The organism is Acinetobacter sp. AR_0276 (genome assembly GCF_003000705.1).
Taxonomy (GTDB): Bacteria; Pseudomonadota; Gammaproteobacteria; order Pseudomonadales; family Moraxellaceae; genus Acinetobacter; species Acinetobacter nosocomialis.
The window spans coordinates 2,004,565-2,023,054 of record NZ_PSQO01000004.1; the positions used below are offsets into that span (position 1 = coordinate 2,004,565).

Here is an 18,490-nt window from a genome sequence, read left to right on the forward strand (position 1 = left end):
TTTGAATTGAGGAGACAGCAATGAGTAGCGGTCGTATCATTCAGATCATCGGCGCGGTTATCGACGTCGAGTTTGAGCGCACAAGCGTTCCTAAGATCTATGACGCTCTCCAAGTTGACGGTACTGAAACTACTTTAGAAGTTCAGCAACAACTTGGTGATGGTGTTGTTCGTACCATCGCAATGGGTTCTACAGAAGGTCTTAAACGTGGTCTTACTGTAACTAGCACAAACGCACCGATCTCTGTTCCAGTTGGTACAGCCACTCTTGGCCGTATCATGGACGTTTTAGGTCGTCCTATCGATGAAGCAGGTCCTGTTGCGACTGAAGAACGTTTGCCGATTCACCGTCAAGCGCCTTCTTATGCTGAACAAGCAGCTTCTACTGATCTTTTAGAAACTGGTATTAAAGTAATTGACTTACTTTGCCCGTTCGCAAAAGGTGGTAAAGTTGGTTTATTCGGTGGTGCGGGTGTTGGTAAAACCGTTAACATGATGGAATTGATCAACAACATCGCAAAAGCACACTCAGGTTTATCTGTGTTTGCTGGTGTTGGTGAGCGTACTCGTGAAGGTAACGACTTCTATCACGAAATGAAAGATTCTAACGTTCTTGACAAAGTAGCAATGGTCTACGGTCAGATGAACGAGCCACCAGGTAACCGTTTACGCGTAGCGTTAACTGGTTTGACTATGGCTGAATACTTCCGTGATCAAAAAGACGAAAATGGTAAAGGTCGTGACGTATTATTATTCGTCGACAACATCTACCGTTATACACTTGCGGGTACTGAAGTATCAGCATTGTTAGGTCGTATGCCATCTGCGGTAGGTTACCAACCTACACTTGCAGAAGAAATGGGTGTTCTTCAAGAGCGTATTACGTCTACTAAATCTGGTTCGATCACTTCGATCCAAGCAGTATACGTACCTGCCGATGACTTAACAGACCCATCGCCTGCAACTACATTTGCTCACTTAGATGCAACAGTAGTATTGAGCCGTGACATCGCATCTTCTGGTATTTATCCAGCGATCGATCCACTTGACTCAACTTCACGTCAGTTAGACCCATTAGTTGTTGGTCAAGAGCACTATGAAATTGCGCGCGCAGTACAAAACGTATTGCAACGCTATAAAGAGCTTAAAGACATCATCGCAATCTTGGGTATGGATGAATTGGCAGAAGAAGATAAATTGGTTGTTTACCGTGCGCGTAAAATCCAACGTTTCTTCTCTCAACCATTCCACGTAGCTGAAGTATTTACTGGTGCTCCTGGTAAATTAGTACCACTTAAAGAAACGATTCGTGGCTTTAAAGGTCTATTAGCTGGTGAATACGATCACATCCCAGAACAAGCGTTCTATATGGTTGGTGGTATTGACGAAGTGATTGCTAAAGCTGAGAAACTCTAATTTAAGGAGATCATCTCATGGCGACTATGCAATGTGATGTCGTAAGTGTTAAAGAGTCTATTTACTCTGGCGCAGTGACGATGTTAATCGCGAAAGGTGCAGGTGGTGAACTTGGTATTTTGCCAGGTCACGCTCCACTTGTAACTTTGCTTCAACCGGGCCCGATTCGTGTTCTGTTGGAAAATGGTACAGAAGAAATCGTCTATGTATCTGGCGGTGTTTTAGAAGTTCAACCTCATGTTGTAACGGTTCTTGCAGATACTGCAATCCGTGCTGACAATTTGGATGAAGCTGCAATTTTAGAAGCACGTAAAAATGCTGAACAATTGCTTGCAAACCAAAAGAGTGATTTGGACTCAGCTGCTGCTTTGGCATCTCTTTCAGAGATCTCAGGCCAGCTTGAAACAATCCGTAAAATCAAAAACCGCGCTCAATAAGACGCGGTTCGAGATTGAAAAAGCCACCTTACGGTGGCTTTTTTTATTGTTAGAAAGAAAATTAAGAATCAGTTTTTGAATCAGACTTTTCATCTCCTGCCATAATCAGTGCAGCAAGTTTGACCATATCCATTTGGATGGTATTGAGTTGCTTCTCAATTTGGTCGAAATCAATTTGTTCTAATTTTCCATTTAATAAAGGCATACTTAAAGCTTGTTGGTTTGCTTGTAGTAGGTTTTGACGAATATTTTCAACTTCCTGACTTCTTATATCTAAAGTCAATAGTACTTGATTTAAGCCTTTTAACTGCTGTTTTAAAGTGGTCACAGTTGTTTTTAGTTCTTGTTGATCTTTATCTTGGATGGCTTGTTCAACATCAAGTTGAGTGTCTTTAAGCTTTTCAATATAGTCGCCTGCCTTTAACTGTAAGTTAGCTGCATCACGAACGATATAAAAAACATTACCGCTTTTTAACTCAGCTTTATTTTTAGTAGGTGCGATTTCTTGTTGAGAATCATCTGCTTGTTCTGATACTTCGTCATTGGTTTGAGCAGATTCTTGTTCCTTAGCATGGTCTTGTGCCTGATCGCATCCAAGTAACAACATACCGGAAGCAAAAATCACAAATGGAAAAAATGCGCCTTGTAAAACTTTTTTCATAACTACAAACAATACCAAGTAAAGCAAGTGCGTACTATATGCATAAAATATGTAGAAATAAGGTATTGTTGCAAATGAACAACATTTTGACCAGACAATAAAAAAAGAGTGCCGTAGCACTCTTTTTTCTTAAATTGCGCTAAAAATTATTTAGCGAGTTCAGCTTCAACTGCTTTTACAATTTGTTCATCGTCTGCTGTTAAGTTTGGCGCAAAACGAGCAACAACTTCACCATTTTTATTGATGAGGAATTTCTCAAAGTTCCATAATACTTCTGGAGCAGGGTTTGTTGGAATGCCTAAACCTTCTAAACGCTCACGGAAAGGACCATCACCAATGCGTTCTGGTTGAGCTGTTGTCAGTGCCTGATAAAGAGGATGTTTATCTGCACCTGCTACAGAAATTTTAGAGAAAAGCGGGAAATGAACATCGTAGTTTAATGAACAGAATTGTTGGATTTCTTCATCTGAACCAGGCTCTTGTTCTTTGAAGTTATTTGCAGGGAAACCTAAGATTTCAAGACCTTGATCTTTTTTCGCTTGATAAAGCTTTTCTAAACCTTCGTATTGTGGAGTTAAACCACATTTAGATGCTGTGTTTACGATTAATAAAACCTTACCTTTATATTGGTCAAGGTCAACCGTTTCGCCTGAAATAGCTTTTACTGGAATATGGTATACAGATTGAGTCATGTGTCTTTCCTGAAGATTGTAATTGATATCAAGTAACGCATTTGTTTTAACTGCTATTCTTGAGGAGTGCAATAATATTCGTGTTCAAAAAATAAAAAGAGAAGAAAAAGCAGTGTATGATCTAATTATTTCTGATTTGAACAGGTGTTTGACCTGTATATCTTTTAAAAAATTCAATAAAACTGGAACTGTGTTGGTAACCTAAATCGTATGCTAAACGTTTAATGGGTATACCTTGTCGAATTTGATGGATGGCATAAACAATTTTAGCTCTATTACGCCATTCCGATAAAGAAAGTTGTAATTCTTGTTGGCTTAAGCGCAATAAATGGCGATCACTGACAGAAAAATTCTGCAGTAATTGTTGTAAAGATTGATTAAAAAACAAGGGGTCTGAAAGCTTTTCCAAAATTGGCAATAAAACAGGATGTCGTGTTTGTGGCAAATAATGAGAATATGCGGTGGCTTGCTGTAATTGATCGAATAAAACTTGCAGAAGGTGTACTAAATATTCAGGTTTTCCATTTTGTTTTTGCTGTTCCAGAATTTGTAAAACTAGAGTTCGAAAGAAAGGCTGAATGCTAAAGCACTTACAGACATTACCTAAAATAGAACATAAACGAGGGTGGAGGCGGATACAAATATAGTGAATTTCATGATCGATATGAGTAGATTGATGAACAGTTTGAGGTGGAATCCAAAGTCCATAGCTTGGAGGTGACAAATAAATTTGTTCTTCTACCTGCATTTCCAAAATACCATTCAAACTGAAATTAAAATCTCCCCAAAGTGAAGCATGAGGACGAACAATATCTTCTTTTTCATATAGAAATTCATGAACTTCTATATCATTCAATAAAGAAAATTGTTGGTCCTCATTTTTCATCTACTTACTCTGAATAATATTTTAGTTTTCACAAGTCGCTTTAGGATTATTTAAGCCTTTGGCAAAGGTAAATGTACTAATTAATGCTAAAGCAACGAAGCTTAATACACCATAAATTAAAGTATTTTCATTGAAATGATCAACTACATAACCACCTAATAATGAACCTGTAGCAATCATGACTTGAAACATGCCAACAAAAAGAGGCATACCTTTTTCTACGGCATGGGGTGCATGTACAAACATCCAAATATTGGCAGAGGTAGGAAAGGCACCAAATGCGAAGCCCCATAGTGCAGTAAGAACGATGGCACCAAATTCATGAATAGCAAAGATAGGGAAGCCAAAAAATACGATTGCAAAACATGTCCCAACAAATGCGAGTGTGTAACGAACATTTAAGTTGCCACTATATCCTGCAAATGCATTTCCAAAGATACCAACAATTCCGTAAAGCAATAATAATGAACTAATAGTGGTGCCATTGAACCCTGCAATATTCTTAAAAAAAGGCGCCAAATAACTATAGGCACAGAAATGAGCAAGACCAATTAATAAAACAATAAGCATACCGCTACGTGCTTTGGGCGTACGTAATAGAGCAGGTAAATCACGAATATGAATGGCTGATTCTGGTAAAAGTTTTGGTAAGAAAATAAGCTGAAGGACGAGTACAACAAGGCCGATCGCAGCGGTAATACCAAATGCACTACGCCATCCATAAAACTCGCTTAGCCAAGTTCCAATCGGAACCCCTAATACAGTCGCAAAGGTTACACCAGCCATGACTACGGCAGTTGCTTTAGCAATAGGCAAATGTGCAGGTGCTAGCTTGCCGCTTAACGCAATAGCTGTGGCCCAAAAGCCACCGATTGAGATACCTAAAATTAAGCGGCTCAGTAATAAAACATGAAAGTTTTCAGCAAAAGCAGTAATGGTATTGGCAATGACCATAATTGCAGTCAGTAAAATAAGCACGTAACGACGGTCAAGTTGTTTGACTGAAACAGGTAATAGAGGGGCTGCAATGGCTGCCATAATGCCAGGTACAGTAATAATAAGACCAGCGGTACCGACAGAAATATGTAAGTCAGCTGCAACGCTATTTAAAACACCAACCGGTAAAAATTCACTTGTTACTAATGCAAATGCTGCAATGGCAACCGCCAAAATAGCAAACCAGCTCCCTTGTGTGGAAGTCATGGGTCGCGGTTTAGAGGTAGTTGATTGGTCCATAATAAATCCTTACTTGGCTAAATTTAGAGTGAAGAAAGGCAATTTTTAATTAACTAACGATCATTATGAAAATAAAATAGTTGATAAAAAATCGAACGTCAATTAATTTAATAACGATTGTTATAAAAATAGATGTGATCTTTATGACAAATAGGCATGAAACAGATCTTATGGTTAATGAAGATATGCTGAAAAAGAAGCGTGGACGCCCTAAATGCTTTGATGAACAGCAAGTTTTAGAGAAGGCTATGTTGCTTTTTTGGGAACATGGTTATGAAGCAACGTCTATTAGTGACTTAACGCAGGCTTTAGAAATTACGGCGCCTAGTTTATACAGTACTTTTGGCGATAAGGCAGGCTTGTTTTATAAAAGTATTGATTATTACTTAGCTCATGAAGCATGTCCTATTGAAACGATCTTTCTAGAAGCAAAAACTGCAAAAATTGCTTTTGAGTTGTATCTTTATGACAATGTAAAACGATTGGTTCAACCCAATAAACCAGCAGGTTGTATGTTGGTGGTTGCAGCTATGAATTGCTCTGATGCGACACAAGAGGTCCAACAAAATCTATTAGATAAGCGTATAAAAACTAAAGAAAAATTATTAAAACGTTTGGAACAAGGTGTAGAGCAGGGTGATTTGTCAGCTAATGCTCCTCTACAAGAAATGACAGACTTCTATGCTACTGTTATTCAAGGACTGACTATTCAAGCGAGAGATGGCGCGACCACTGATCAACTACATAAAGTGGTAGAACATGCCATGAAAGCTTGGACATTATTTTAAAAAATTAATGATGTCCTAAGTTCAATATCAATGTCGGAAATGCGATATTTCAATTTATTAAGACATTCTTCAAAATAAAATCTCTTTTGTAGATGGTGTATTACTATGAGTCAGGTCATGAAATATCACAAATGGGCATTTATTTTTCCCATTCTGGCAGTACTGATTTGGTCTTTAAATATTGTAGTCACCCGCTACGTCTCGGATTATATTTCTCCAGTTAGCATTAGTTTTTATCGGTGGTTAATTGCCTTTATTATTTTGACTCCATTTATGTTTATATCTGTTTGGAGACAAAGACGAATAGTAATACCCTATTTACCTAAGCTTGCTGTGTTAAGTGCATTTGGGATGGTGCTTTATCAAGGCTTGGCTTATACGGCGGCTCATTATACCAGTGCAACTAATATGGGTATTGTTAATGCCTTTATTCCGATTTTTACTATTTTTGTTTCTCTTGCGATTTTAAAAGATGTACCTAATCGTTTTGCTGTTTTTGGTAGTATTTTATCTTTTGCGGGTTTGCTATATGTCATGTCCCAAGGAAATATTAATAAGCTATTAAGTGGTGGAGGGCATCTTGGTGATGCGCTCATGATTGTTGCTGTATTCTTCTATGCATTTTATGGGGTTTTCTTAAAGAAATGGCAGCTTCCACTTCCAATTATGACGAGCTTATATGTCCAGATTGGGTTTTCTGTGCTGTTCCATTTACCTTTAATTTTCTGGTTTGGTCTTGATGGCTTAAATGCACAAAATGCGCCAAGTGCAATTTATGCCGGTGTATTTGCTTCTTTAATTGCGCCGTTAGTTTGGATGTTGGCTGTACAACAAATCGGGCCAAATAGAACCAGTATATTTATGAACCTTGTACCAGTGTTCACAGCCATTATTGCAAGCCTCTGGTTATCTGAGCAGTGGACGATCTATCATACTTTCGGTGGGATTATGATTCTCGTGGGTATTATCATGGCACAAAAGAAGGTTAAATCTAAAAAATCAGATCTCCTGCCAGAGCAAAATTAAGAATAATAAAAAAACTATGGCATATTTTTAAAAAAAGTAATGAAAATATGCCAATTTTTTTGTTAATCCAAGCTTTTCTATATGATTTATAAATATATTTATAAAAATATTGTGTAATATAAATATTAAAAAAGACCAATAAAAATATTAATATAATTTTAACTTAATTGCTAAAAACGCCAAATTCCCTACACTTTTCATGCTTTTTTTAGAGAAATAATATATTTCTCTCATTTAGTCTCTTACCACATAATAGCGACCACTACGAAAGATGCTCTTTTAAGCAATTTTTCTTTCGTTCCAGAGATATCCAAACCCTCTGGATGTGGTATATACCCATCCTTTTTTATGCTCAGTTATCCCTATATAACTGAGCTTTTTTTTGTCTGGAATTAAGGACGAATGACTTCACCAGTTAAGGCGTTAATGATGCGGCTTGGCTGTTGGCTTTGACCTAAATCACCATTGAGATAGTTTAATTGTGAACCAAAGTATTGGCAGGCATCTTGTAAAGAATGGGCTGGTTCTTGTCCACTAGGGTTGGCACTCGTCGAGACAATAAATCCATGAAAAGCATTGCATAAAGCGACACATAAAGGATGTGTCGTTACACGGACTGCAACAAGAGGATGCTCGCCTTTAATCCATGAAGGAATGTGTTGATCGGCTGGCAATAGCCAAGTTGTGGCTCTTTCTGATGGTTGGTGGTTCGTCCAGCAATCAATAATTTCTTGCTGAGTCGTTTGCGGTAAGGAAGTTAGTAGATGTTCTACTTGACTAATATGGCCAGCCAATAAAATGACGCCCTTTTCAATAGGGCGCTGTTTCAATTCAAGAATCTTTTGAAAAGCTTGTTCATTAAATGGATCACAGCCTAGTCCCCAGACTGCCTCAGTTGGATATGCCAAAACTTGACCTTGTTGTAAACATTCGGCTGCTTCGGTCACTGAGGTCGTAATCATGGTAATACTTTCCTTTCAATCAAACAGAATCGCTATTGTGCGCTCTAATACTAAGAACGACAACGTAAATACAGCCCTGATTGTTGCATACATAAACCGAGTAGTTCTAGTTCCATTAGTGAAGAGGTCAGTTCAGAAACCGAAACATTATGATGAATTACAAGCTGGTCAATATTTTGTCCTACCCAGTCTAAAGACTGATAAAGATCAATCAAATGCTCAGGAATTTCTGAAGTATACGTATTAGTTTCTTCATTTTGACTTTGTTGCTGGCTTTGCCATTGAGTTGGTAAGGCGAGGTCTTCAATAATTTGTTCGGGATGATCAACTAAAATTGCTCCCTCACGAATAAGTTGATGGCATCCTTGATGGAACTCACTATAAATATGGCCCGGAATGGCGAATACGGTTTTGCCTTGTTCAGCAGCTTTATTGGCCGTGATGAGCGAGCCACTTTTTAATGTCGCTTCTACCACCAAAACGCCTAAACTCAAACCACTAACAATTCGGTTTCTACGTGGAAAATGCTGTTGTAATGGCGGTGTACCAGGTAAAAACTCAGTAATAATGGCGCCGTTCTGAGCCAAAATATGTTCTGCCAGTTTTTTATTTTGAGCTGGATAGGTAGTGTCTAGGCCCGTACCAGTGACTGCAATTGTACGTTGATGAGCGGATGCACCTTGATGAGCTGCTTCATCAATGCCATAAGCCAGACCACTACTAATAAAAAAGCCCTTTTCACTTAAGTAGTAGGCAAAATCATAAGCCACCTGACGTCCATGTGGGCTTGGTTTTCGGCTACCGACAATCGCAATTTGCGGTTGCAATAATGCCTGTGCCTGACCTTTTCCAAAAATAACAGGTGGATGATCTGTATAAGGGAGTAATTGAGTAGGGTAGCCAGAGTCATCGGGCGTCAAAATAAAATCAGTATGCTGCTGAACTTGTTGTATAAGCTGTTCGAACTGAGCTTGGCCTTGTGCCGTTTGAAATTCGTTTACACGCTTTAAGTGATTAGCATGTAACCCCAAAGAGGACCACTTTGCTAAACCATCAGGTTGAGTTGCTTTTTCACAAGTTCCAAAATAATCGATAATTTTTTTAAAACTAACTAATGAGTGCTGCACCAAATACCACACTTTAAGCGTGTGGTAATGGTGTGAAGAAAGTTGGGTGAGCATTGTAGAAGGTACATCCAACATTAATCATTAAAGCGAGGTGGCTGAATGCTTGAGCCGACTTTAATAGGCAAATCGCTTTCTAGAACATAGGCATAACTCAGCTGATCAAAAGTTCTAAAAACCATCAGACTCCCAATTTGTTGACCAGGAAGTTGAATCGCTTCTTTAGTTTTAGGATCGCGAATTGTCTCGCCTTGTTGTGTAATATCAAAAACTTGACCTACCTGAACACCTTGTGCTGTACCGCGGTCCAAAGTCACTACACTATGTTTTGCAGCTCTACCGATTGAACCCATGACACGAATAATTTTGCCACCATTAGTCACTTGTTTGGCATCTACTGGGTAAAATAAGGTTGGCAAAGTAGCTTGTTCTTCAGGCATAACACGATCGCCACGACGTACTTCAGCGTTATAACTATCTGTTAGCTCTAATGTAGTAATGTCTTTTTCAGAAGATACCGCAACACCTGAAGCAACCTGTAGTAGCTCAATACCAAGGCTATGCTTTTTACCTTTACTATCTGTGAAATAGTAAGGTTCACCTTCTCGATAGACTGCATAACGCTGACCATTAACTAGACCTTTTCCTCTTGCATAAATAGTTTGACCTTTTCCTGCAAGTACACGTTGGTCGGCTGTACCAACAACGTAAGGTGTGTTGGTAATTGAATCGGCGGGTAAAATAGTGCTGTTCTCTAACCACTGTTTAATATGTTCAAGTGGAATAACTGGCACACTATTATTTAATGCTTCTACGCGAACTTGTGGTTGTAAGTTTGTGGTTTGACCTGTGTAACGACGAATAATGCCTACACAGCCATCCCCTTCATCTTTGCCCACAAGTGGACGTCCATCTAAGCTACATAACAGTAATCGATCGCCCGGATAAATCCAGTGAGGGTTTTTAACATGTTGATTACTTGCCCAAATTTCAGGCCAACGCCATGGCTTATTGAGAAAATGGCCGGAAATATCCCATAGGGTATCCCCACGTTTTACAACATACACATTCGGTGCATTGCTTTTAAGAGAAGGTGGATTATGGTTTGGGCTGGCAGCATGAACCTCCGCTACCGTACCAAGCGCAACTCCTGTACAGAGTGCTAAAGCAAGTAAATGCTTTTTTATCCCCAAAGCATGAAATTGAACCATGCCGTCAAAAACCTTTTTCATTATGATAATTCCTAAAAATTATGCGTGCAGATGCGTTATAATAGGCGGCTTACACACAATTTTTCGATGAAGTATTTCCTTCATTTGGTTTTTCAATCAATGGCATAAGTGAGGACGTCAGTATGGCCTTATTACCTATTTTAAGTTTTCCTGATCCCCGTCTTCGTACCATTGCTAAGCCTGTTGAAGAAGTTACTGATGAAATTCGTCAACTTGCAGCAGATATGTTTGAAACCATGTATGCGGCACCCGGTATTGGTTTAGCAGCTTCTCAGGTCGATCGTCATATTCAGCTTATCGTCATGGATTTGTCTGAATCTAAAGATGAACCTATGGTTTTCATTAACCCCAAAATAACTCCACTGACTGAAGAGACGCAGCCGTACGAAGAAGGCTGTCTATCAGTGCCACAAATATACGATAAAGTTGACCGTCCGTCACGTGTGAAAATCGAGGCAATTAACCTTGAAGGTCAAGCATTTGAGATAGAAGCTGACGGACTTCTCGCTGTTTGTATCCAACATGAAATGGATCACTTAAAAGGCAAATTGTTTGTGGATTATTTGTCGCCACTTAAACGTCAGCGTGCACGTGAAAAAGTCGAAAAGATTGTTCGCCAACGCGAGCGTGAAAAAGTTGCGGTAAAACGTTAAAAGTTTTCAAACATCAATATAGCGTGGATGTGATTTTTGGTTTTTCGTAGTGGTCTGTTGCTCGCATGTGCAGCAGTGTTTTTACAGATTGCGGTATTTCTACAGCCGCTATTACCGAAGCAATATCAAATTGCTCCGGTCTGTGAAACTATTACCCGTGCTTTGCTTAAACCTAAGGCACAGATGGAAACCATGTCACATGCCATGCATCATTCACATCACGACCACCATATTGGACAGGCACAAGTACCTGAACATCATGACCACCATGATGCAAATCACCAGTGCCAATATTGTACCGTCTATGCCAATCTGGTTTTACCACCTGAATTTGGCGTAAAAGAGGTACTTGTTCGTATACAAGTTCGCTTAGTCGCTTATCAACAAGCATTTAGACATGTTTATTTTGCGCTACAGCGACTCTTCTTACTCCCGCAAGGGCGTGCACCGCCTCTATTTGCATAAATAAAAGCAATTTTTGTTGGGGTCTTTATTGACTTCGATATCACTTTATTTATGTTTTAGAGCGTATAAAAATGCCACATTCTAAATTTTTACTACAACCTTTATGGGTTGCGATGCTTGCTGTTTCTCATTCAGGCTTAGCTTTTGCCGATTCAGAGAAAAAAGATGCTGATACCAACACACTTCATTCATTAGCACCTATTGTTGTTACAGCACAGCAAGGCAACGATGGAAATGGTCTGATTGTACATGCGGACCCGAAACAGCCAATTCAGCCAGTACCTGCTACAGATGGCGCAGACTATTTACAAAGTATTATGGGTTTTAACTCAATACAAAGCGGTGGAACAAATGGTGATGTGACATTCCGAGGGATGTTTGGTTCACGTATTAAAATTCTAACAGACGGTACGGAGAACCTAGGTGCATGCCCAAACCGTATGGATGCTCCAACTTCTTATATTTCACCAGAAAGTTATGATCGTATTTCTGTGATTAAAGGTCCGCAAACGGTTCAATATGCCAATACTGGTTCGGCAGCAACAGTCCTGTTTGAACGTCAGCCTGAGAAACTTACCTCCGAAAAACCTTATCGTGGGCAAGCAAGTGTTTTACTAGGTTCATATGGACGTATCGACCATAATGTTGAAGCAGCAGTTGGCGATGAGAAAAAATATATTCGTTTAAATGCCAACCGTTCAGAGTCCAATAGTTATCAAGACGGTGATGGTAATACTGTACCTTCAGCATGGAAGAAGTGGAATGCTGATGTAGCACTTGGCTTTACTCCAGATGAAAACACGTGGATCGAACTCACAGGTGGAAAATCTGATGGTGAGTCGCTTTATGCTGGACGTTCAATGGATGGTTCTCAGTTTGCGCGTGAAAGTTTAGGGCTGCGTTTTGAAAAGAAAAATATCACCGATGTCATTAAAAAAATCGAAGGGCAGGTGAACTATAGCTATAACGACCATATTATGGATAACTTTAGCTTGCGTACACCGCCATTAGTTGAAATGAATCATGGTGGTATGACCATGCTCATGCCAAACGCGATGGCCATGCAAGTAACGCGCCGTACACTAAATTCTCGCTTAGCCATGACCTCTGAATGGGATAAATGGAGTTTGATCACAGGCGTTGACTCTCAATTTAATAAACATGGCGGTAGCATGTCATCGCCAACAATGCCTTCTATGAATGTTCCATATCGACAAGATATGCGTTTTCAATCATATGGAGCTTTCGGTGAACTCGGCTATCAATGGAATGATAAAAACAAGTTAGTGACAGGTGCACGTTTAGATCGGGTAACAGTTGAAGATGAGCGAGCCGATTCTAAAGCCCAAGGCTTTAATACGAAGCTTGAGAAGACTTTGCCAAACGCATTTGTTCGCTGGGAAAACCAACATACTGAGCATGACTTCAAAAGCTATATCGGTTTAGGTTATGTAGAGCGTATACCTGATTATTGGGAGCTTTTCTCTCCTAAACATGGTAATGCTGGCTCAACCAATACCTTTAACGGTGTGAATCCTGAGAAAACATTGCAGTTAGATCTAGGCTTCCAACAACAACATGGTGCTTTAAACACATGGGCTTCTGCTTATGCAGGCTTAGTAGATGACTACATATTAATGAGTTATCACCATCACCCGAGTATGGGAATGGGTGGGCATGATATGAGCCATGATATTACTGCAGGTGCCAAGAATGTTGATGCAACTATTGCTGGTGCAGAAGCAGGTATTGGATATCAATTTACCGATCATATTCAGGCAGATTTGAGTGCTATGTATGCGTGGGGTAAAAACACCACAGATGACAAACCGTTACCTCAAATTTCCCCGTTAGAAGGTCGATTAAATATTCGCTATGTAGCCGACAAATATAACTTAGGCCTGTTGTGGCGAGCTGTTGCTGAGCAAAACCGTGTGAGTCTACATCAAGGTAATATCGTGGGATATGATCTAAAACCAAGTAAAGGTTTCTCAACACTTTCTTTAAACGGAAGTTATAACCTTCGTAAAGATATTGATGTCTCTGTTGGCATTGATAACGTATTAGATAAGACCTATACCGAACACTTAAATAAAGCTGGTAGTGCAGGCTTTGGATTTGCGAGTGAAGAGCAGTTTAACAATATCGGAAGAAATTACTGGGTTCGTATGAGCATGAAGTTTTGATCAGCTTAACGAATTAAATGAATTAATTTAAGAGAGAAATGAAATGACTAATAAATTATCGCCTGAACAGTCTTGGTGGGGATGGAAGTTACTTATTCTGGCTTCTATCTTGAGTGTATTGTTTATGATTGTTTTTTACTTGGCCATTAACAATGAACCTGACTATATGCCTAGTCAAAAAAATAAGCAGATGATGGAAACGCATGAGCAAATGAATCACGCTGAAATGCACAGTTCATCAGCTCAATAAGGTTTTTAATATTTGAAAATGGAAGTCCGGATAACGGGCTTCCATTTTTTATTTTTAGGTTTTAATAATTATTGATGCATACTTGCTAAGGTTTTTATCTTGCCTTTATTTTCATAAAGACGTAGACCAAGTTTTTGTAAATTACGACCCGATTGAGTTAAAAACCTTTCAACTTTTGGTGAAAATTTTGCGCCGTTAAAAAGTACTGAATTACGCAAAATCAGATAATAAGCAAACCATGAAGCAGACTGCTGAGGCAATCCGAGTAGTTTCATCCTTTTCTTACCAATAAAAAATTGGGTAAGTTCTAAATGTTGCCGATAAGCAAGTTTCTGCTGTAAAGAACGCAAATGCAGATATTGTCTCTCAAAAGGCTCTTTAGATAAGCTTGATCCTAATTCAATACTGCTGTGATCGGGACGAGGGTGTGCAAACTGCATCCAGTAAAGTAATCGCCAGCCTTCAGTTTCAGATTGAATAAGCCACTTTTCATCAATTCCCATTAACCAACCAACATAACGCCAGAAATGTAAAAAACTCTTTGCCTCTTGTTTTGTTGGCCATATACCTAAAGCTCTAATACCGAGTAAAACTACACTACTAAAAGCCAAATTAGTCATGGCTAAATCAAATTGATTAAGAGGAATTCCCCAAACCCCACTATCCCAACGATCAGACTTTTTTAATTGCCGGCGAACGAGTGCATGAATAAAGCGAACATAAATCGTTGACGTAAAACCTGCACTCAAACGACAAAGCCCTTGAGGCTCAGTAATATCAACCCACCATTTTGTAGTTTCTGCTAAACGAGTACCCGCTTGTTTCTTTAATGCCCCGGTTAAAATTAGGGGTTGATTAAATCCCGGATATAAATATCCGCCCATTAAAGATAAATCTCTAAGAATAAAACCATTATTTATTCCTAAACGATGAGTAAATTTAATAGCCTCATCAATTTGTTGCTGGTCTAGCCATTCAGGCTTTTGTTCAATGTAATTAAAGAAATTTTCTAACTCAGTAGGTAGCGACTCAGATAGATCATCGCGGCCTTGAAATAATATTTTCTCAAAAATTATTCGGTGATCTTTGGAATTTTGCATAACCCAATCAATCAGCTTATCCATTTCAACGTCCCCTTCGCAAAGAGCACGTTGTAAAGATACATATTCTGTATAGTTTGGTTGTACTGGTTTTTCACAGCAGATATTTAAAAACTGAGTAAAGAAATTACTGTCTTGCATATCATTAAAAGAAGCAAGTCGAGTCGGGTTAATCATTTGCATATCTTTACTTGCGTATTGAACTGAATAATAAATAGGCTAATATGAATAATTATTCGCATTCAATTCGCATTTAATGAATTCAAACTAATGAGAAAAGCTCCACAGCAACAGCGTTCAAAACTTATTGTTGACCATATTTTAGAAGCGACACAGCAATGTATTGCCCAATATGGATTGCTTCATACTACTACTCCTAAAATTGCAGAGAAATCTGGAGTGAGTGTAGGTTCGATTTACCAATACTTTGAGAATAAAGATCAAATCATAGAAGAACTATTACGCCGTAAAAGCGAATTATTAGGGCAGCAACTTAAAGAATTAGTTATGCAGCAGGGGAATATTCCTTTAGATCTGCTTATCCCCTTGGCAATAGAGCTAGGATTTAATGCATTAAAAGCTGATCAAGGCTTTTTTATAGAAGTACTGAAACATTGGCATGACTACAGTCATTCGCAAGCTGCTCAGATTTTAGAAAAGCATTTTTTTGAAGTAGGTTTATATACATTTAGTAGAAATCCTCATCAGTGGGACTTCGAGCAGGTAAAGCATAAATCCTTTGTAATTATTAATAGTACGCTTTTTACGATGATGCGTTACGTGAGCCAGAACAATTTTCTTATCTCAGAACAACAACTTAAACGAGAATTATCAAGCATGATACTGGCTTATTTAGGCCAAAAATAAGGAATAAAAATAATTATCTATATAAAACAAATACTTGATTTGTATTTTGGTTTAAAATTGAACGCTCAAGTCATTAATTTCTAATTTCCGCTTGCAAAGGGATTTGGATGGTCTATAATGCACATCCATCGGCGGTGATGCAGATAGAAACTTGTTGAAAAACAGTTACTTGAGATTAAGTTGATTGCTTTAAGTAATGAATTTGATGTTAAGTTGGTTTGAAAGATAAGTTTTAAAAATATCGAAATTACCTGTTGACTTTTAAGAGATTAAGAGTAATATAGCCGACCTAGCTTGCTGGTGACGAACCAGGAAGAAGATCATTAAGAGAATTGAAGAACAACTTGTGTGGATTTTTACTGATTGATTAATCGAAATAATTTTCATTGATTGATTGGTTTAAATTACTCGAAGTTTATTTGAGCGAAATTTAAGTCAGTAATTGATGAGCCAGAATTGGCACCTTGTCTATAAATAAGGTGCAAAATGATTTTAACTGAAGAGTTTGATCATGGCTCAGATTGAACGCTGGCGGCAGGCTTAACACATGCAAGTCGAGCGGGGAAAGGTAGCTTGCTACTGGACCTAGCGGCGGACGGGTGAGTAATGCTTAGGAATCTGCCTATTAGTGGGGGACAACATCTCGAAAGGGATGCTAATACCGCATACGTCCTACGGGAGAAAGCAGGGGATCTTCGGACCTTGCGCTAATAGATGAGCCTAAGTCGGATTAGCTAGTTGGTGGGGTAAAGGCCTACCAAGGCGACGATCTGTAGCGGGTCTGAGAGGATGATCCGCCACACTGGGACTGAGACACGGCCCAGACTCCTACGGGAGGCAGCAGTGGGGAATATTGGACAATGGGCGCAAGCCTGATCCAGCCATGCCGCGTGTGTGAAGAAGGCCTTATGGTTGTAAAGCACTTTAAGCGAGGAGGAGGCTACTTTAGATAATACCTAGAGATAGTGGACGTTACTCGCAGAATAAGCACCGGCTAACTCTGTGCCAGCAGCCGCGGTAATACAGAGGGTGCAAGCGTTAATCGGATTTACTGGGCGTAAAGCGCGCGTAGGCGGCTAATTAAGTCAAATGTGAAATCCCCGAGCTTAACTTGGGAATTGCATTCGATACTGGTTAGCTAGAGTGTGGGAGAGGATGGTAGAATTCCAGGTGTAGCGGTGAAATGCGTAGAGATCTGGAGGAATACCGATGGCGAAGGCAGCCATCTGGCCTAACACTGACGCTGAGGTGCGAAAGCATGGGGAGCAAACAGGATTAGATACCCTGGTAGTCCATGCCGTAAACGATGTCTACTAGCCGTTGGGGCCTTTGAGGCTTTAGTGGCGCAGCTAACGCGATAAGTAGACCGCCTGGGGAGTACGGTCGCAAGACTAAAACTCAAATGAATTGACGGGGGCCCGCACAAGCGGTGGAGCATGTGGTTTAATTCGATGCAACGCGAAGAACCTTACCTGGCCTTGACATAGTAAGAACTTTCCAGAGATGGATTGGTGCCTTCGGGAACTTACATACAGGTGCTGCATGGCTGTCGTCAGCTCGTGTCGTGAGATGTTGGGTTAAGTCCCGCAACGAGCGCAACCCTTTTCCTTATTTGCCAGCGAGTAATGTCGGGAACTTTAAGGATACTGCCAGTGACAAACTGGAGGAAGGCGGGGACGACGTCAAGTCATCATGGCCCTTACGGCCAGGGCTACACACGTGCTACAATGGTCGGTACAAAGGGTTGCTACACAGCGATGTGATGCTAATCTCAAAAAGCCGATCGTAGTCCGGATTGGAGTCTGCAACTCGACTCCATGAAGTCGGAATCGCTAGTAATCGCGGATCAGAATGCCGCGGTGAATACGTTCCCGGGCCTTGTACACACCGCCCGTCACACCATGGGAGTTTGTTGCACCAGAAGTAGCTAGCCTAACTGCAAAGAGGGCGGTTACCACGGTGTGGCCGATGACTGGGGTGAAGTCGTAACAAGGTAGCCGTAGGGGAACCTGCGGCTGGATCACCTCCTTAACGAAAGATTGACGATTGGTAAGAATCCACAACAAGTTGTTCTTCATAGATGTATCTGAGGGTCTGTAGCTCAGTTGGTTAGAGCACACGCTTGATAAGCGTGGGGTCACAAGTTCAAGTCTTGTCAGACCCACCATGACTTTGACTGGTTAAAGTTATAGATAAAAGATACATGACTGATGATGTAAGCTGGGGACTTAGCTTAGTTGGTAGAGCGCCTGCTTTGCACGCAGGAGGTCAGGAGTTCGACTCTCCTAGTCTCCACCAGAACTTAAGATAAGTTCGGATTACAGAAATTAGTAAATAGAGATTTCGGTCTTGGTTTATTAACTTCTGTGATTTAAGTATCACGGTATTAAGCATGACCTGACGAAGGCGTGTTTATTCATTAACAGATTGGCAAAATTGAGTCTGAAATAAATTGTTCACTCAATAACAAAGAGAGACGAAGTAATTCTGATCTTGGAGTTAATTGAGAA

General features: G+C 39.8%; 16 protein-coding genes, 2 tRNA genes, 1 rRNA gene and 1 pseudogene. 12 read left to right on the forward strand and 8 right to left on the reverse strand.

Annotated features, from left to right (window positions below):
- Nucleotides 1–20: 20 nt before the first annotated feature.
- Entirely contained in the window at nucleotides 21–1,415 is a 1,395-nt protein-coding gene (atpD, locus tag CSB87_RS10385; protein WP_002054158.1) for a F0F1 ATP synthase subunit beta, read from the forward strand.
- A 17-nt stretch (nucleotides 1,416–1,432) separates the two neighbouring features.
- Nucleotides 1,433–1,852, forward strand: a complete 420-nt coding sequence (locus CSB87_RS10390) for a F0F1 ATP synthase subunit epsilon (protein ID WP_002054176.1) — start codon at nucleotides 1,433–1,435, stop codon at nucleotides 1,850–1,852.
- 61 nt (nucleotides 1,853–1,913) lie between these two features.
- On the opposite strand, the gene CSB87_RS10395 is transcribed toward CSB87_RS10390, so the two are convergent.
- The 4 genes from CSB87_RS10395 to CSB87_RS10410 all read right to left on the reverse strand — a co-directional run bounded on the left by CSB87_RS10395 (nucleotide 1,914) and on the right by CSB87_RS10410 (nucleotide 5,327).
- The gene (locus tag CSB87_RS10395; RefSeq protein ID WP_006582301.1) at nucleotides 1,914–2,513 is read right to left on the reverse strand and encodes a hypothetical protein; all 600 of its coding nucleotides are present in this window, start codon (nucleotides 2,511–2,513) and stop codon (nucleotides 1,914–1,916) included.
- A gap of 146 nt (nucleotides 2,514–2,659) precedes the next feature.
- On the reverse strand, nucleotides 2,660–3,205 hold the full coding sequence (locus CSB87_RS10400) for a glutathione peroxidase (protein ID WP_002054204.1): 546 nt from the start codon (nucleotides 3,203–3,205) through the stop codon (nucleotides 2,660–2,662).
- A gap of 121 nt (nucleotides 3,206–3,326) precedes the next feature.
- A complete protein-coding gene (locus tag CSB87_RS10405; RefSeq protein WP_006581282.1) occupies nucleotides 3,327–4,091 on the reverse strand; it encodes an AraC family transcriptional regulator in 765 nt (254 codons plus the stop codon).
- A gap of 21 nt (nucleotides 4,092–4,112) precedes the next feature.
- Nucleotides 4,113–5,327, reverse strand: a complete 1,215-nt coding sequence (locus CSB87_RS10410; protein ID WP_006582300.1) for an MFS transporter — start codon at nucleotides 5,325–5,327, stop codon at nucleotides 4,113–4,115.
- 134 nt (nucleotides 5,328–5,461) lie between these two features.
- On the opposite strand from CSB87_RS10410, the gene CSB87_RS10415 reads away from it, so the two are divergent.
- Together CSB87_RS10415 and CSB87_RS10420 are read left to right on the forward strand one after the other, a co-directional pair.
- Entirely contained in the window at nucleotides 5,462–6,115 is a 654-nt protein-coding gene (locus CSB87_RS10415) for a TetR/AcrR family transcriptional regulator (RefSeq protein WP_079377766.1), read from the forward strand.
- A gap of 105 nt (nucleotides 6,116–6,220) precedes the next feature.
- Nucleotides 6,221–7,141, forward strand: coding sequence for a DMT family transporter (locus CSB87_RS10420; protein ID WP_002054284.1), 921 nt, complete (start codon nucleotides 6,221–6,223; stop codon nucleotides 7,139–7,141).
- 392 nt (nucleotides 7,142–7,533) lie between these two features.
- Here the strand turns inward: CSB87_RS10420 and CSB87_RS10425 are convergent, their stop codons facing one another.
- From CSB87_RS10425 to CSB87_RS10435, 3 genes are read right to left on the reverse strand one after another with little or no spacing between them, the layout of a single operon-like run.
- Nucleotides 7,534–8,103, reverse strand: a complete 570-nt coding sequence (locus CSB87_RS10425) for an L-threonylcarbamoyladenylate synthase (RefSeq protein WP_000633612.1) — start codon at nucleotides 8,101–8,103, stop codon at nucleotides 7,534–7,536.
- A 50-nt stretch (nucleotides 8,104–8,153) separates the two neighbouring features.
- On the reverse strand, nucleotides 8,154–9,284 hold the full coding sequence (gene dprA, locus CSB87_RS10430) for a DNA-processing protein DprA (protein WP_031945669.1): 1,131 nt from the start codon (nucleotides 9,282–9,284) through the stop codon (nucleotides 8,154–8,156).
- A gap of 20 nt (nucleotides 9,285–9,304) precedes the next feature.
- Nucleotides 9,305–10,459, reverse strand: a complete 1,155-nt coding sequence (locus CSB87_RS10435) for a LysM peptidoglycan-binding domain-containing protein (protein WP_006582296.1) — start codon at nucleotides 10,457–10,459, stop codon at nucleotides 9,305–9,307.
- Between the two features lie 122 nt (nucleotides 10,460–10,581).
- Here CSB87_RS10435 and def point away from each other — a divergent pair, with 122 nt between their 5' ends.
- The 4 genes from def to CSB87_RS10455 all read left to right on the forward strand — a co-directional run bounded on the left by def (nucleotide 10,582) and on the right by CSB87_RS10455 (nucleotide 14,013).
- A complete protein-coding gene (def, locus tag CSB87_RS10440) occupies nucleotides 10,582–11,112 on the forward strand; it encodes a peptide deformylase (protein ID WP_002054252.1) in 531 nt (176 codons plus the stop codon).
- Between the two features lie 36 nt (nucleotides 11,113–11,148).
- A complete protein-coding gene (locus CSB87_RS10445) occupies nucleotides 11,149–11,577 on the forward strand; it encodes a DUF2946 family protein (RefSeq protein WP_002054220.1) in 429 nt (142 codons plus the stop codon).
- Nucleotides 11,578–11,648: 71 nt separating this feature from the next.
- Nucleotides 11,649–13,763, forward strand: a complete 2,115-nt coding sequence (locus tag CSB87_RS10450; RefSeq protein ID WP_006582295.1) for a TonB-dependent copper receptor — start codon at nucleotides 11,649–11,651, stop codon at nucleotides 13,761–13,763.
- Nucleotides 13,764–13,806: 43 nt separating this feature from the next.
- A complete protein-coding gene (locus CSB87_RS10455; RefSeq protein WP_006582294.1) occupies nucleotides 13,807–14,013 on the forward strand; it encodes a hypothetical protein in 207 nt (68 codons plus the stop codon).
- A gap of 68 nt (nucleotides 14,014–14,081) precedes the next feature.
- On the opposite strand, the gene CSB87_RS10460 is transcribed toward CSB87_RS10455, so the two are convergent.
- The gene (locus CSB87_RS10460) at nucleotides 14,082–15,296 is read right to left on the reverse strand and encodes an oxygenase MpaB family protein (RefSeq protein ID WP_006582293.1); all 1,215 of its coding nucleotides are present in this window, start codon (nucleotides 15,294–15,296) and stop codon (nucleotides 14,082–14,084) included.
- An 87-nt stretch (nucleotides 15,297–15,383) separates the two neighbouring features.
- Here CSB87_RS10460 and CSB87_RS10465 point away from each other — a divergent pair.
- The 4 genes and pseudogenes from CSB87_RS10465 (at nucleotide 15,384) to CSB87_RS10480 (ending at nucleotide 18,278) form a co-directional block, all read left to right on the forward strand.
- Nucleotides 15,384–15,954: pseudogene (locus CSB87_RS10465) on the forward strand (TetR/AcrR family transcriptional regulator).
- A 519-nt stretch (nucleotides 15,955–16,473) separates the two neighbouring features.
- Nucleotides 16,474–18,011: ribosomal RNA gene (locus tag CSB87_RS10470) — 16S ribosomal RNA — on the forward strand.
- Nucleotides 18,012–18,070: 59 nt separating this feature from the next.
- Nucleotides 18,071–18,147: transfer RNA gene (locus CSB87_RS10475), tRNA-Ile, on the forward strand.
- 55 nt (nucleotides 18,148–18,202) lie between these two features.
- Nucleotides 18,203–18,278: transfer RNA gene (locus CSB87_RS10480), tRNA-Ala, on the forward strand.
- Nucleotides 18,279–18,490 lie beyond the last annotated feature (212 nt).

What these genes read in the sequence shown, in the direction of transcription:
- atpD (WP_002054158.1), top strand. Translation starts at nt 21, where the DNA reads ATGAGTAGCGGTCGTATCATTCAGATCATCGGCGCGGTTATCGACGTC.
- CSB87_RS10390 (WP_002054176.1), top strand. Translation starts at nt 1,433, where the DNA reads ATGGCGACTATGCAATGTGATGTCGTAAGTGTTAAAGAGTCTATTTAC.
- CSB87_RS10395 (WP_006582301.1), bottom strand. Translation starts at nt 2,513, where the DNA reads ATGAAAAAAGTTTTACAAGGCGCATTTTTTCCATTTGTGATTTTTGCT.
- CSB87_RS10400 (WP_002054204.1), bottom strand. Translation starts at nt 3,205, where the DNA reads ATGACTCAATCTGTATACCATATTCCAGTAAAAGCTATTTCAGGCGAA.
- CSB87_RS10405 (WP_006581282.1), bottom strand. Translation starts at nt 4,091, where the DNA reads ATGAAAAATGAGGACCAACAATTTTCTTTATTGAATGATATAGAAGTT.
- CSB87_RS10410 (WP_006582300.1), bottom strand. Translation starts at nt 5,327, where the DNA reads ATGGACCAATCAACTACCTCTAAACCGCGACCCATGACTTCCACACAA.
- CSB87_RS10420 (WP_002054284.1), top strand. Translation starts at nt 6,221, where the DNA reads ATGAGTCAGGTCATGAAATATCACAAATGGGCATTTATTTTTCCCATT.
- CSB87_RS10425 (WP_000633612.1), bottom strand. Translation starts at nt 8,103, where the DNA reads ATGATTACGACCTCAGTGACCGAAGCAGCCGAATGTTTACAACAAGGT.
- dprA (WP_031945669.1), bottom strand. Translation starts at nt 9,284, where the DNA reads ATGCTCACCCAACTTTCTTCACACCATTACCACACGCTTAAAGTGTGG.
- CSB87_RS10435 (WP_006582296.1), bottom strand. Translation starts at nt 10,459, where the DNA reads ATGAAAAAGGTTTTTGACGGCATGGTTCAATTTCATGCTTTGGGGATA.
- def (WP_002054252.1), top strand. Translation starts at nt 10,582, where the DNA reads ATGGCCTTATTACCTATTTTAAGTTTTCCTGATCCCCGTCTTCGTACC.
- CSB87_RS10450 (WP_006582295.1), top strand. Translation starts at nt 11,649, where the DNA reads ATGCCACATTCTAAATTTTTACTACAACCTTTATGGGTTGCGATGCTT.
- CSB87_RS10455 (WP_006582294.1), top strand. Translation starts at nt 13,807, where the DNA reads ATGACTAATAAATTATCGCCTGAACAGTCTTGGTGGGGATGGAAGTTA.
- CSB87_RS10460 (WP_006582293.1), bottom strand. Translation starts at nt 15,296, where the DNA reads ATGCAAATGATTAACCCGACTCGACTTGCTTCTTTTAATGATATGCAA.